The sequence below is a fragment of the Shewanella sp. 10N.286.52.E4 genome, from assembly GCF_041468785.1.
Lineage (GTDB): Bacteria > Pseudomonadota > Gammaproteobacteria > Enterobacterales > Shewanellaceae > Shewanella > Shewanella electrodiphila.
Window position 1 is genome coordinate 1 of sequence record NZ_JBFRJJ010000021.1, and the last position, 14,640, is coordinate 14,640.

The 14,640-nt window shown below is 41.7% G+C and carries 12 protein-coding genes; 8 read left to right on the forward strand and 4 right to left on the reverse strand.

The window, feature by feature from the left end; all coding sequences use genetic code 11:
- Positions 1-314 precede the first annotated feature (314 nt).
- The gene (locus AB4153_RS11215; protein ID WP_102527491.1) at positions 315-1,439 is read right to left on the reverse strand and encodes an alanine/ornithine racemase family PLP-dependent enzyme; all 1,125 of its coding nucleotides are present in this window, start codon (positions 1,437-1,439) and stop codon (positions 315-317) included.
- Positions 1,436-2,641, reverse strand: a complete 1,206-nt coding sequence (locus tag AB4153_RS11220) for a DUF1611 domain-containing protein (RefSeq protein WP_102527490.1) — start codon at positions 2,639-2,641, stop codon at positions 1,436-1,438. The genes AB4153_RS11215 and AB4153_RS11220 overlap by 4 nt, the downstream gene beginning before the upstream one ends.
- Before the next feature lie 887 nt (positions 2,642-3,528).
- Between AB4153_RS11220 and ltrA the strand changes: the two genes are divergently transcribed.
- On the forward strand, positions 3,529-5,001 hold the full coding sequence (gene ltrA, locus AB4153_RS11225; protein WP_371997448.1) for a group II intron reverse transcriptase/maturase: 1,473 nt from the start codon (positions 3,529-3,531) through the stop codon (positions 4,999-5,001).
- A gap of 246 nt (positions 5,002-5,247) precedes the next feature.
- Here the strand turns inward: ltrA and AB4153_RS11230 are convergent, their stop codons facing one another.
- Positions 5,248-6,228 (reverse strand): NAD(P)H-quinone oxidoreductase, encoded by a 981-nt coding sequence (locus AB4153_RS11230; protein ID WP_371997449.1) that lies wholly within the window; start codon positions 6,226-6,228, stop codon positions 5,248-5,250.
- A gap of 401 nt (positions 6,229-6,629) precedes the next feature.
- On the opposite strand from AB4153_RS11230, the gene AB4153_RS11235 reads away from it, so the two are divergent.
- The 7 genes from AB4153_RS11235 to AB4153_RS11265 all read left to right on the forward strand — a co-directional run bounded on the left by AB4153_RS11235 (position 6,630) and on the right by AB4153_RS11265 (position 13,536).
- Positions 6,630-7,415: a substrate-binding periplasmic protein gene (locus tag AB4153_RS11235; RefSeq protein WP_371997521.1), complete on the forward strand. Its 786-nt coding sequence runs from the start codon at positions 6,630-6,632 to the stop codon at positions 7,413-7,415.
- Positions 7,416-7,824: 409 nt separating this feature from the next.
- Positions 7,825-10,281 carry a M1 family metallopeptidase gene (locus AB4153_RS11240; protein ID WP_371997450.1) on the forward strand — a complete coding sequence of 819 codons (2,457 nt, stop codon included), beginning with the start codon at positions 7,825-7,827 and terminating at the stop codon, positions 10,279-10,281.
- Positions 10,281-10,793: a DUF6702 family protein gene (locus AB4153_RS11245; RefSeq protein WP_229369834.1), complete on the forward strand. Its 513-nt coding sequence runs from the start codon at positions 10,281-10,283 to the stop codon at positions 10,791-10,793. The genes AB4153_RS11240 and AB4153_RS11245 overlap by 1 nt, the downstream gene beginning before the upstream one ends.
- Positions 10,794-11,110: 317 nt before the next feature.
- Positions 11,111-11,842, forward strand: a complete 732-nt coding sequence (locus tag AB4153_RS11250; protein ID WP_198589547.1) for a DUF1538 domain-containing protein — start codon at positions 11,111-11,113, stop codon at positions 11,840-11,842.
- 72 nt (positions 11,843-11,914) lie between these two features.
- Complete coding sequence (locus tag AB4153_RS11255; RefSeq protein ID WP_371997451.1) at positions 11,915-12,781, forward strand: DUF1538 domain-containing protein; 867 nt, start codon at positions 11,915-11,917, stop codon at positions 12,779-12,781.
- A 3-nt stretch (positions 12,782-12,784) separates the two neighbouring features.
- A complete protein-coding gene (locus AB4153_RS11260) occupies positions 12,785-13,135 on the forward strand; it encodes a P-II family nitrogen regulator (RefSeq protein WP_102527483.1) in 351 nt (116 codons plus the stop codon).
- Positions 13,132-13,536 carry a CBS domain-containing protein gene (locus AB4153_RS11265; RefSeq protein ID WP_102527482.1) on the forward strand — a complete coding sequence of 135 codons (405 nt, stop codon included), beginning with the start codon at positions 13,132-13,134 and terminating at the stop codon, positions 13,534-13,536. Before AB4153_RS11260 ends, AB4153_RS11265 begins: the two co-directional genes overlap by 4 nt.
- A gap of 121 nt (positions 13,537-13,657) precedes the next feature.
- Here the strand turns inward: AB4153_RS11265 and rfaD are convergent, their stop codons facing one another.
- A complete protein-coding gene (rfaD, locus tag AB4153_RS11270; protein WP_102527481.1) occupies positions 13,658-14,611 on the reverse strand; it encodes an ADP-glyceromanno-heptose 6-epimerase in 954 nt (317 codons plus the stop codon).
- Between the last annotated feature and the right edge of the window lie 29 nt (positions 14,612-14,640).

The following is a 14,640-nucleotide window of genomic DNA, read 5'->3' on the forward strand; positions in this document are numbered from 1 at the left end:
GTAAATTAGCTCTGTAGCATGAGGAAAAACACTTCGCCGGAGCGGCAAGGGATGTCGAGAAGGGAAATGCTGTTGTTTCCCTTTCGTCGGGTGTGGGCGAAGCGCCACGACTTTGTTAGCTACCAAGCATTGCTAGAGTGTTGTGACCTAAACCAACGGCGACTTTTTCTGCTAAGCTATCTATATTGAGAGTTTTTCTTTTTACAAAAACAAGAGTGACAATATTGGCTTCTAACTTAGTACTAACTAGAGTGAGTTAGCCTAATTCTTTAATCAGTAAGTCATTAGAGTCCATTGGGCTTATCTGACAACCGTTAAGCATGACACTGTCGAAGATAATCACTTTTATCCGTATAATATTCCTTTCTCCTCCCTTTGCGTGGCTTAAAATATTTATGAATATAATCTGAAGACATAGAAGATAAGAGAGCAGTGTAATCTAAACTGAATGTGACTTTTTCCCCTACAAATAGTGGTTTCTGTGAGGATTCAAGGACAAGATGATCGCTGGTTGAAGACATGATCTTAATCCCATTCGGAGCCTTAAGGCCGCTGACACAAACATCTTGGCGGCCTAATGCTAGAATAGCTTGTGAGACCTCCCCTCTATCTTGAAGGCTTTCTTTTTCACCAAAAGCATTAAATCCTCTATTTCCCCAAGGCAAAGTAGGTTTAATCTTGGATTCAATCACTTCAGCAGTCAAAGAAACAGTGTCTGCATGTAAGCCTAAAATATTTTCGTGTTCTAAAGGTTCACAGCCTAAAAAAATTGCTTCTCCTATACGAAGGTTATTAACTCGAGTTAGGCTTGTTCTCTGAAGAGCCCAGTTAACTGAAGCAGAATTACCCCCTGAAATAATTTCTAGGCTGATCCCAAATGTAGCTTCAATTCCATCGGCAAGATCTGAAAGAATGTTCATTTTTTGATCGTCTGGAGCGACACCATACCGACAGGCTAAATTCGTACCGACCCCTTTTATCGTGATGTTCGGTAAGGAAATAATCTCATGGATAAAGTCAATCACGCGATTCGGCATTACGCCTTCTCTGAGATCGCCAAGCTCAACCATAATAATAATATCGTGTCGACAATTTTGTTGTCCCGCTACATGTGAAAGCCTCCGAATCACTTCAACTTCAGAATTTAAACTCATATCACTATATTTTATTACGCTTGCCACTTGGCTTAGCATGGGTGTACGTATCAGCATTTTAGGGATAGAAATACCAGATTCTGTCATCTTTTGAAAATTCTCGATTCTTGAATCGGCTAACATTGTTGCACCAGCATCAATAAGAACTTGTGCGATGATGGGATGGCCGAGGAAGACTTTTGTTACAGGCGTAACGGATATATTTTTCAGTAAGAGCTGAGTAATCAGGAACTGAGCGTTATGGTGAATTTTTCCGCAATCGATGTCTAACCTAGGGTAGTTCACCCTTTTTCGGCCAGTTTACTTGCTATCATAGGGAAGGCTGACGTTACAATGTGCAGTAGATCTTCGACAGGCTGTGATAGTGCATCAGTAACCGGTAGACCAAATTCGGTAGTATAGCGGTCTATCACACAACGTGTTTCATCTAAAGACATCCCTTCATGATTCAGTGTTAGTCCAATAACATCGGTATTAGAAAACGTTTCGATAAGGTTGATTTCTGAGGCAATCGAAGGCATTGGGCAATCAGGAAAATCACTACGATATGAACGTTTAGGGGCATGCTGCAATATCACACCCGTTGGACAACTGCCACGTAAGATAAAAGCGCTGGTTGAAAACGCAGGGTGACTTAAGGCTCCTTGCCCTTCAATAATAATCAGGTCCGGATTTTCTTTTTCATAGGCCTGTACAATAACAGACTCCAACTCACCTGCACAAAATTGTGAAGGGACAGCATCGAGTGCAACGCAGTATTGTGCACCCTGTATAATACCTGTTTGACCAGTGGCAATCATAACAACGTTAAGGCCTTTTTTAGTCAGTTCATTCGCTAATATTGTTGCTGTTGTTCGTTTTCCTAATGCACAATCCGTTCCCAATACAGCTATTCTCGGGCATTTAACGCTGTGTATTTTTCCGCTAAACGTTTTTAGGTCGCCTTTATTTTTAGGTTTACGGGTATCGAATATTCGAACGTTGTTCTTTAAACTAGCCTCTAGAAATAGAGGGTCATCAGTTAGAAATTCATGCAAGCCATTTACAATGTTCATCCCTAGTGACATGGCATTTAAAATGATGTTTTTATCCAAGTCAGATAAAAAACCACTTGATGGTGCAATACCAAAAATAAAGTTATCGGGGATACTTTCTGCGTGAATGATAGCTTCTTCAGTATTGGCCAGGATAGGTATTCCATTGGCTTTTTTATCCAATATTTCTCCAGCATCTAAGCCAGCTGACTCACTATCAATAACCGATAAGATACGATAGTGTAACGAATGCCTCACTAGCCCATTTGCGGTTTTACCATCAATTTTTCCGAAATTACCCTCGCAATATATAATCGCTGAAGGCGAAGCAGACTGTACTTTCTGAGTAAGTGGCAACCAAGGCGCGAAATGGGGTTCATTGTTGTTGGTTTCTACATTTTCAATTCTAGTGAGTTTGAATATTTTATTTAAATTTGGGGTCGAAATGGACATAGCTAAAGCCTGCAGTGAGGCTTAGGAGGGCGACTAAGGAGTGCCGAGATGTGAGTTCGGAAAGGAAAAGAAGTCCCTACTAAGCGGTAGGGAGAAAAACCAAGATAGCATACTTACCAGACTTTTGTTTGTTATTAATACGCTTTCTAAGTCTATTACTTTTTGGCTTCACCCATACTAGCGTGACTGATTAGAGATCTAAGACTCATTGTTCAACGTCACCGTATAAACTTCTCAACTTTAAGGTTTCAAGATAATTTTTCTAATGTAAATTAAGTGGATTAGAGTTTTTGTTCTAATTCATTTATGTCCGTGCGACCTGAGGTCGTATGAAGCGCTGTTCACCGCGATAAGAGTGAACCATCTGTATCACCAGATGACCCTAAGACTCTGAATAAAGCAGCGAGTCTGACAATGTAACGATATTTGGCTTATGCCGAATGGGAACAAAATCGTGAGAGGACGTTCTTCCTGATAACCACAATCGGGTAAGTGCTAGGGTGTCAGTATGATGAACGTAAGTGAATCCATATAAGGTGCGTTATACGCGAAACAGCGGAAGTGGTTAATACGCTGTGGCCAAAAGGCACGAGAGTTGGAAAGAGATTGGACAGTGCTCTTTCGTGATCAATTAACTCTTCGCACTATAGTGGGCATCTAACCTGACGTTGCGCGACATACGGAACAGGGTAAGCCTGTATTGCTCCCTTTGGGAAAGTGGTCTGCGAAGGCTGCTGATAGTCATGCAGGTAAAGGAGGCTAGAAAAAGCGAATGCCGCATTGTAATGATGCGGATACTGATTTTATCTGGCGCGAAAGCGAGCTAACTTCTAGCTGTTCTCCCGTTGCAAGATGATTTGAAGAACTTTATTCAAGGAGAAACGCAAATGATGACTTCAATTGAAGTTAGTGCATCCCCTGACAATGTTCAATGGCAATCCATTAACTGGAAAGCGGTTAAACAACATGTATTAAAGCTTCAAATGCGCATTGCAAAAGCAACCCGAGAAGGTAAACACGGTAAGGCGAAAGCGTTGCAGTGGATACTGACCCACTCTAAATCAGCAAAATTACTTGCTGTTAAAAGAGTTTCTCAAAATAAAGGCAGCAAAACACCAGGAGTCGACGGCATCATTTGGAACAGTGATGCTCGTTGTATGATTGCGGTCAATCAACTGAGCCGCAAAGGCTATCATGCCAAACCGCTCAGGCGTATCTACATCCCCAAGAAAAACGGCAAGCTCAGACCTTTAGGCATTCCCTGCATGATAGACAGAGCGCAACAAGCGCTTCATCTTCTCGCCTTGGAACCTATTTCGGAAACGGTGGCCGACCTCAATAGCTATGGTTTTCGACCTAACCGAAGCACAGCAGATGCTATTGCACAGTGCTTCAAATGTTTATGTATGAAGCGCTCTAGCCAATGGGTTCTTGAGGGAGACATCAAAGCCTGTTTCGATAAGATAGGTCATCAATGGCTTATCGACAACATTCAATTAGATAAACGAATGCTGAAACAATGGCTTGGATGTGGTTATGTTGATAAAGGGTTGTTCTACAAAACAGCAGAAGGAACACCGCAAGGCGGGATAATCTCCCCAACGCTGATGTTGCTCACGCTGGCAGGGTTAGAGCAGTTGGTTAAGTCTATTGCCTGTAAAACAGGGAATAGAGTCAACTTTATCGGATATGCAGATGATTTTGTTATCACAGGTTCTTCGAAGGAAGTGCTCGTTAATGACATCAAGCCGCAGCTCATTGGTTTTCTACAGGAAAGAGGCTTAACACTCTCTGATGAGAAAACGCACATAACTCATATCGATGATGGTTTTGACTTTCTGGGATTCAATCTTAGAAAGTACAAAGGCAAACTGCTCATTAAACCGAGCAAGAGCAACGTTCTATCATTTTTGAGTAATCTACGTGAATTTATCAGAGAACATCCAACAATCCCCGTTAACGATTTAATTAAAATATTAAATCCGAAACTGAGAGGATGGGCGAACTATTATCGCCACAGTGTTGCAAAGCAAATTTTCGGTTATGTAGGGCATCAACTTTTCTGGTTGTTATGGCGTTGGGCCGTTAGGCGTCATCCAACGAAAAGTAAAGACTGGGTGAGGCGTAAATATTATTTGGATGGTAAGGGGCAATGGCAATTTCATGGTTGGCAGAAAATAGCGAATATGGATTGTCGATTTAACCTTGTCCAAATAGCTCAAACGCTCATAAAAAGACATGTAAAAATCAGGAGTGCAGCGACACCTTACGACCCCGAACATGAAGTTTACTTAGGTAAGCGAAAACGGGCAAAGGAAGGTAGAAACTCATGGTTTGAGCCTGTCTTGGCTGCGATGTAGGGTGCTGGGTAACAGAACACGCCTTAGTGGAGGCTTGAGCCGTATGCAGTGAAAGTTGCACGTACGGTTCTTAGGAGGGCGGCACTTGGTAACAGGTGTCGCCTATCCGACTGTTTCATATCTTTGCTGATCAAATCAACTGTACGTTCAGGGTTAATCCAACATTGAAAAGAGTCAGATCAGATATGAGCTACTATATTAGAATATGGCTTTTACTGCCATGTTTAGAGGTTGTTCTTACTGTTGCTAAATCAGTTTCAAAATAATTTTCCCTTGATGCTGGCCAGACTCCATATATTGATGTGCGACAATAACATCGTCAAAAGCAAAAACTTTATCTAGATTTATATGCATTTTTCCACTTTCAAGCATTGGCCAAACATGCTGTTTTAGACCTTGTGCAATCTCGGCTTTAGCTTCAATGCTTTGTGGCCTTAACGTAGAGCCTGTCCAGCGAATACGTTTCGCCATTAGTCTAAATATATCCACTTCGGCTTTCATCCCTCGTTGCATTGCAACCGACACCATGCGTCCATCCATTGCGACTACTTTAAGGTTGCGGTTAACAAAATCGCCACCAGCAATATCAAATACGACATCCACACCTGTTCCATTTGTCGCTTCTAAAATAGGTTCGACAAAGTCCTGCTGATGGTAATTGACCGCAACTGTTGCCCCTTGTTCAAGACAATATTGGCACTTTTCATCTGAGCCTGAGGTAGCAAACACCGTTGCGCCTAATGCTGACGCCATTTGAATCGTGGTAGTACCGATACCACCAGAACCACCATGGATCAATACACTTTCACCTGTCGTTAATTCTGCCCTAACCACCATATTGCCCCAAACGGTAAAGCAAGTTTCTGGTAAAGCTGCCGCTTGTTCATAAGTGTAATTGTTGGGGATCGGCAAACAATGACTGGCATCTGTGATCACCTGCTCAGCGTAACCACCACCTGGCACCAGCGCACAGACTTTGTCGCCTACTTTCCATTGCGTCACGTCGTCAGCTAGCTCAATAATTTCTCCTGCCACTTCTAAACCTAGGATAGCACTTGCCCCTTTAGGTGCGGGGTAAGCACCTTCACGTTGCTTGATATCAGGCCCATTAACGCCTGCGGCATGCACTTTGATTAGCACTTGCCCTTGGGTCAATACTGGCAGTTGGCTTTCGGTAAAATACATCACCTCTGCACTACCTGGTTTATTAAAGCTCACATGTTTCATATCTAATCCTTTTCGACAATGACACTCGTGAATAGCCACCTATACTTAGCAATAGCTGGCACCTTCGAGCATTGAGTATGATGACTTGTCTAATCAGCTGGTATTTGAAGGCACTTAGCCGTATTTAAAGACAGTTAGCCGCATTTAAAGACAGTTAGCTCGCATTTACAGGCAATAATGAATAAATAACATCAGGAACCCTGTCGTTTTAAGATACTATATCTAAGCTTATATTTAACGCGTTTAGCGTTAAAACAAAATAGCTAACCTATTGAATCAATCAGGCTTGAGCGCTTAATGTCATGGTTAGAGTCATACTCTAAATATGAAATAAACACTCAAGATATTCAATTTATTAGCAACTAACGGTCAAACCAACCGGAATTGATATCATTGTGAAAATGACTCTAAAAACAGATTTAGCCAAGATACTCAAATACTGCATAGGCCTTATGCTATTTGCCAGTTGCTCTTTTTCAACTTCGCTATCTGCCAAACCTCTGTTAATTGCCTCTGATATCTGGTGCCCTTACGTCTGCGAAGCTCAAACAGGCTATGTTACTGAACTGACTCAACGCGCCTTTGCTGAAATGGATCAACCAGTACACTTTATTGCAGTGCCATTTAATCGCGCCTTAAAAGAAGTCCAACAAGCTAATGTTGATGCAATTTTAGCTGTGACACCTGATCATGTCGCTCAATATGATTTACTGACTGATGACCTGATTATTGGCTATGCCAGTAAAGATTTTTACACGACGAATAGCTTTGCGTGGCAGTTTAATCAAATTGAAGATTTAGATACTGTGCAGGTAGGCATAATACGCGGCTATGATTATGGCGAACGACTTAATGCCAAAATCGCAAATTCGAATCGTTTTTATATTGCCTCAGGTAACCAGCCGTTAACCATGAATCTCAAACGACTCATCAAAGGTCGCTTCCATGTCATGATTGGTAATAAGATTGTGATTGAACAAACCGCAAAAAAAATAAACCTTGATGATCAAATTCGTTATGCAGGAAGCTTTGGTGAACCTATTCCGCTTTATGTTGGCTTTAATCAAGGTAATACAAAAGCAGCTAAAATGTTTGCTGACGGGCTGAAAAAATTGAAGCAAACAGGCGAGTTCCAGCAGATTCTAGACAAGTACAACATTGAAATGAGTGACGATTCAACCTTTTAACTTCCCATTTGGCTTTATGACAAATAAAGCCACTCGCGCCATATCAGTCTCCTAATCACCCCATAATAAAACAGGCTATCTAAGCTCATGTTTATATAGCATTAGTAAAAAATAGATATCTTATCACTATCATTTTTTATTTAGCTTTCACTGATATTAACAACCTATTTAGCAGGACTAATCCAAATAAGTTACAAAATGTGTACTTTTAACACATTTGTTATGGCTGAGTGTACAATCACGCACTGGCTTTACAAAGCCCCAACATTACCCATGTATTAATAGTCTTTCATTGAAGATAAATGTCACGATAAACCCCATCGTACACTGCTATTTTTCCTGTCGCGTTATTAAAATTATAAGCATGTGGCACTGATGATATGTATCAAGTGACCACTTCGGAGCCAGCATGAAATCTTACCCTAAGGCTATCGCGCTAGTATTAGGCCTATTGTATTTACCTTGGGTAAATGCCTCGCCGATAGAACAAACCAAAGGCGACTTTGAAGATAAGTTTCGCCAATTAGAAGAAAGTCACCCTACCCCAAATGACTACCGTAACGCCGCTGGCGAGCCAGGTAAAGATTACTGGCAGCAGCAGGTTGATTACAAAATCAATGTGAAACTGGATGAAACTCAACGCCGTATTGTGGGCAGCGAAACCATTACTTATCACAACAACTCACCTTATACCCTCAAGTACTTATGGATCCAGCTCGAGCAAAACCGCTTCAGTTCTGACTCAGTTGCCGAACGCAGTAGTAGTTTTTCAGGCCTAGGTAATAACGCCAGTGCTTCAGCTAAAGCGCAAGACAAAGCGCCAGCTAAAATTAATTTATCGACTTTACGCCGTCAGCAGTTTATGGACGATGTAGAGCTGGGTTACCAGTTATCTAACATCACAGATGCTAAAGGCAAAGCGCTAAAATATGTGATTAATGGCGCGCAAATGCGAGTCGATTTAACTAAGCCACTGAAACCAAATCAAACCACTAAAGTGAACATTGATTTTGCCTTTAATATCTTAGAAGAAGACGCCGTAGGCGCTCGTTCAGGTTATGAACACTTCCCTGATGATAAACGTGAAGGCGGTAATGATATTTTCTTGCTGGCTCAATGGTTCCCGCGCGTATCGTCTTATTCAGATTACGAAGCTTGGCATAATAAAGAATTTTTAGGCCGTGGTGAATTTACCCTAGAATTTGGTAATTACGACGTCAAGATGACAGTGCCAACTGACCATATCGTCACTGCGACTGGCGTATTACAAAATCCTAAAAAGGTACTGACTAAAACTCAGCGTGATCGTTTAGAAGATGCCAAAGATGCTAAGAGACCAGTATTCATTGTCTCTGCCGATGAAGCCTTAAAGAACGAATCAAGCACCCAATCAGGCCAAAAAATCTGGCATTTTAAAGCTGAAAACGTGCGTGACTTTGCCTGGGCATCTTCGCGTAAATTCATTTGGGATGCCAAAGGCTATCAACAAGGTGGCGACACTATGCCTGAAGTCATGGCGATGTCGTTTTACCCTAAAGAAGGCGGTGAGTTATGGGAAAAATACTCAACTGAGTCTGTCATCCATACCATGGAAGTCTACTCGCGTTTTACGTTTGATTATCCTTACCCAACGGCCATTAGCGTCAATGGCCCAGTTGGCGGCATGGAATACCCGATGATTAGCTTTAATGGTCCCCGCACCATTTGGCATGAAGACGGCACTCGAAGCTATACCTTATCTGAAAAACAATTCCTCATTGGCGTTGTGATCCATGAAGTGGGTCATAACTACTTCCCAATGATTGTGAACTCAGATGAACGTCAATGGGCTTGGATGGATGAAGGTTTAAACAGCTTTTTAGATGGCGTAGCCAGTAAAGAGTGGGATCCTGATTTAGCCTGGGGACGTGAGCCAAGCGACATCATCGAATACATGAAGTCTAATGTGCAAGTGCCTATCATGACCCAATCTGATAGCATCTTAAAGTACGGTCCGAATGCCTATACTAAGCCTGCTGCAGCGCTTAATATTTTACGTGAAGTGGTGTTAGGTCGTGAGCTTTTTGACTTCGCCTTCCAAGAATACTCTCGCCGCTGGGAAAATAAACGTCCAACCCCTTATGACTTTTTCCGTACGATGGAAGAAGCATCAGGTGTTGATTTAGATTGGTTTTTCCGTGGCTGGTTTTACACCACAGATCATGTTGATATCAGCATAGATAAAGTTTACCAATTGCGTTTAGATACCCAAGATCCTGATATTGATTTTGACCGTTTACGCCAAGAAAATGCCGATAAACCAACATCTTTATTTGTTGAAAATAATCAACAAGCAGGGATGAAACCTTGGGTTGATTTAAATGGCGACTTAGCCGATTTTCATGATAAAAACGATCGTTTTACGGTGACCAATAAAGAGCGAAACAAGTACCAGTCAACACTTGCGAAGTTAAAGCCCTGGGAACGTAAAGCACTCGCTAGAGCACTAGAAGAAGATAAAAACTATTACGTCATGAACTTCTCAAATCTTGGCGGCCTGGTGATGCCAATATTACTTGAGATGACCTATGATGATGGCAGTACTGAAAAGCTGACATTGCCTGCAGAGATTTGGCGACGCTCTCCTCATGCAGTGAGCAAGCTGATTATCACTGAAAAATCACAGCAATTGGTGTCAGTTGAAATCGATCCAAGCTGGGAAACCGCTGATGTAGATATTGAAAATAATCATTATCCACGTCGCATTATCCCGTCGCGAATTGAAGCTTATAAAAGCGAGAAACGTAAAGGTAAGCATCGACGCGACATCATGCATGAGATCAATACCGAGATAAAAGAACCTGAAGCCAAGGAGTATAAAAAATAATGTCACGAGCAATTATCGCAATCAGCTTGTTATTCGTTGCCGTTTTTAGCTTCAGCACTAACACCTGGGCGCATCAGCAAAAAGAAAGTTATAGCAATGTGCTGTTTAATGAACGCACAGGTAATTTAGAAGTGCAGCATCGGTTTTATTTACACGATGCTGAGCACGCGGCAAAGCGCCTATTTGATAGTAATACTGATTTAATCAAAGAGCCTGTTAGTCGTGATGCTTTTGCTTATTATGTACAGGACAAGTTTCATATTGCCGATGATAAGCAGCAAACTATCAAGCTAAATTTGGTTGGTACTGAAGTCGAAGGTAAGTATTTATGGGTGTACCAAGAAACTCAGATAAACCATCAAACGATGAGTAGTTTTTACATCAAGATGGAAAGCTTACAGGAGCTTTGGCCAAGTCAGCTTAACTACATTAATGTTGAACGAGAAAAGCAAGTGAAGTCATTAAGGCTAAGTGCTGGTGATGCTTGGCAGCACCTGTCACTCGATAAGTAATCATGTAAGTCATTGCTTCAGAGTGGGACTTATTTTTGACTTAACATTATGTATTTGAAAAAAGACCTTCGGGTCTTTTTTTTGATTTATTTATCTCCTCTCCCTTCTTCACTCTTGCCTAGCGCACATTTATTTTCACAATTTGATCTAGCTCAAAAACACCGTAACTTTTGTTAATCTTTTGTTGTTTTACTGTATCAGGTTGGCACACTGGATAGTGTAATAAGTAAATAATTGCTGCGATGACCGTTTTACTTCGACAGAAAAACTTAAGCTAAGCAATTGTCATATAAGTATTAATATTCACAGGAGGTGGAATGGGCGGATTAGTAAAGTTATTACAATCTATGCTCGGCAGTTTTCGAGATTTAGTCCCCATCATTTTGGTGGTGAGTTTTTTTGAGATTTTTATCCTTCAACAAGCACCTGCTAACCTCTTTTCCATCCTCGTCGGCGTTGTCTTTATCGTCTTAGGTTTAACCTTTTTTGTTTTCGGCTTAGAAATGGGCTTATTCCCTATTGGTGAGTCATTAGCCCATGCCCTTGCCCGCAAAGGCAGTACATTCTGGTTGGTTATTTTTTCATTTGCTTTAGGGTTTGGTACCACATTAGCTGAACCCGCGTTAACGGCGGTGGCCGCTGAAGCCGCTGAAGTGGCTGCTGAAGGCGGTGCCATAGCCTTCACAGAACAAGCTATGGACAGTTATGCCATGGGACTGCGCCTAACTGTTGCTGTCTCGGTTGGTCTGGCCATATTGCTCGGGGTTATCCGTATCGTAAAAGGCTGGCCGATTCATTATTTGATCATTGGCGGTTATGTCATCGTGATGATCCTCACCAGTTTCGCCCCAGAAAGTATCATCGGTATTGCTTATGACTCTGGCGGAGTAACCACCTCGACCATTACAGTGCCATTAGTCACAGCTTTAGGTGTTGGGTTAGCCACAGTGATTAAAGGTCGTAATCCGATGTTAGATGGTTTTGGGTTAATAGCCTTTGCCAGCCTTACACCGGTCATTTTCGTATTGCTGTACGGCATGGTGCTATGAATATGACTGAAAAACATATGAATCATAAGGTTTTTTTCACTCATTCTACAAGTATCTCAATGGGGGAAATCAATGGTCTGGCTTAGTCAGTTGTTCGACACTTTATTGCTCACCATGCGTGATGTTGTCCCTATTGCGACCATTTTATTTGGTTTTCAATTGGGCGTACTTAAACGACCGATAGCCAATTGGAAAACCGTGGTTCTGGGATTTGTGTATGTCATCCTAGGTTTGAGTTTTTTCCTGGTAGGCCTAGAGTTAGCGCTGTTTCCTATTGGCGAGAACCTCGCTAATCAGCTCACATCACCGAGTATCTTGCACCCAGACGGTTCAGCTGGGCCTTACTTGTGGCAGGACTATTTTTGGGTTTATGTATTTGCTGCGGCCATAGGTTTTAGTACCACAATCGCTGAGCCCTCTTTAATTGCCGTCGCGATTAAGGCCAATGAAGTCTCCGGCGGCACTATAAGCACCCAAGGTTTACGCATTTCGGTCGCTATTGGCGTTGCATTTGGAATTTCGCTCGGCTGTTTTCGCATTGTGGTTGGCGATCCTATTCATTACTACATTATGGCGGGTTATGTGGTGGTGGTGATCCAAACTTTCTTTGCACCTAAGTCCATTATTCCTCTTGCCTATGATTCTGGCGGTGTGACCACATCAACGGTCACAGTCCCATTAGTTGCCGCGTTAGGCTTAGGCTTAGCCTCCAATGTAGAAGGCAGAAATCCATTAATTGATGGCTTTGGCCTCATCGCTTTTGCCAGTTTATTTCCCATTATTGCTGTCATGAGCTATGCACAAATCGTCGCTTGGCTCGATAAGCGCAGAGATAAATTGGCTGACGATGCCACTGAAACCGTCACAGTAGAAGAACAAACAACAACCAATCAAGCTTCTATAGCAAATATAGAAACTAATCGATCCGTTAAGGAGTAATTCATGCGATTTAAGCTCATTATCGCGTTTGTCGACGACATCACAACTGACAATATACTTGATGCCGCAAGAGAAGCTGGCGCGACTGGCGCTACCGTTATTAACCACGCTAGAGGTGAAGGGCTTAAGAAAAAGAAAACCTTCATGGGCTTGGGATTAGATGTTCAGCGCGATGTCATTTTGTGGTTAGTTGAAGAGCATATGAGTCGCCATATTTTAGAAACAATCTGTGAAGTCGGCGGTTTTAATACCAATCCTGGCCAAGGTATCGCGATTCAAATTGATGTTGAAGACGCCGTCGGTGTGGCGCACCAAGTCGAGAAACTCACTAATGATATTAAGGATCAGATATGAAGCCGTCGACCCCGATTAAAAACCGTGATGTATTAATGAATCAATATGCCATGATTGACGGCATGCTGACTATCAGTGAAGCCATTGCTATCGCCGTGGAGAAAAAGGTATCGATTTTAGTGGTGAATAAACGTCATGAGCATGATGAATATGGCATGTTACTTTTAAGTGATATTGCCAGAAAAGTGCTCGCAACTAATAAGTCTCCTGAGCGAGTTAACGTTTATGAAATTATGATAAAACCAGTAATGTCAGTGGATGCTGAAATGGATATTCGTTACACCGCTAGACTATTTGATCAATTTCAAATTAATAAAGCCCCCGTAGTGGAACATGCCAATATCATTGGTTTTGTCACTTACGATGACATCGTATTAAAAGGCATGGTTACAAGCGCTTAGTGCTTAATGATGAGCGATTAGCGCTAACTATTACATTCACACTGGCCATAAAAAAGCCTTGAAGCAATGACTTCAAGGCTTTATTTTTTATTAAGAACCAGCCTTAATATTCAGTCAAATATTACTGACCAATAAAATGCTGGTCTTTCAGCCAATCCAAATATTCAGGCACCGCTTGCTCAACCGTTTTAAATACATGATCGCACCCTACTGAGCGCAGCTGAGTTAAATCAGCTTGGGTATAACTTTGGTATGCACCCTTCAATTTATCGGGGAAAGGAATATATTCAATTTCACCTTTACCATGATAGTTAACCACAGCATTAGCAACGTCATTAAAGCTTTGGGCTTGGCCTGTTCCACAATTAAAGATCCCTGATACTGACTTGTTTTGCCATAACCATAAGTTCACTTTAACCACGTCTTCAACAAACACAAAATCACGTAATTGCTGACCATCTGCATAGCCATCAACACCGGCAAATAAGCGACAGACACCATTCGCTTTGATTTGGTTATTAAAGTGGAAGGCAACACTCGCCATGCCGCCTTTATGCTGCTCTCTAGGACCATAAACGTTAAAGTAACGTAGACCTGCAACTTGTGCATTGGTGTCTTGCTGTCTGACATATTGATCAAACAAGAACTTAGAGTAAGCATAAACGTTTAGCGGTTTTTCAACTTCACGCTGTTCAACAAATTTTTCACTGCCGCCGTAAACAGACGCTGATGATGCATAAATAAATTGCACATCATTTGCTTGGCTATAATGCAGTAATACTTTTGAGTATTCATAGTTGTTTTGCATCATAAACTTGCCATCCCACTCAGTGGTCGATGAACAAGCTCCTTGATGGAAAATAACTTCTAATTTACCGTCAAATTCGCCGGCTTTAATGCTGGCTAAAAAGGCATCTTTATCTAAATAGTCAGCAATTTCGCAATCTGCTAAGTTAAACATCTGTGTGCCGTCAGATAAATCATCTACTGCGATAATATCTGTACGACCTAATTCGTTTAATGACTTAACTAAATTACTACCAATAAAACCTGCAGCACCTGTTACAACTATCATAAGAATAATTCCGTTATTGTGTTTAACTC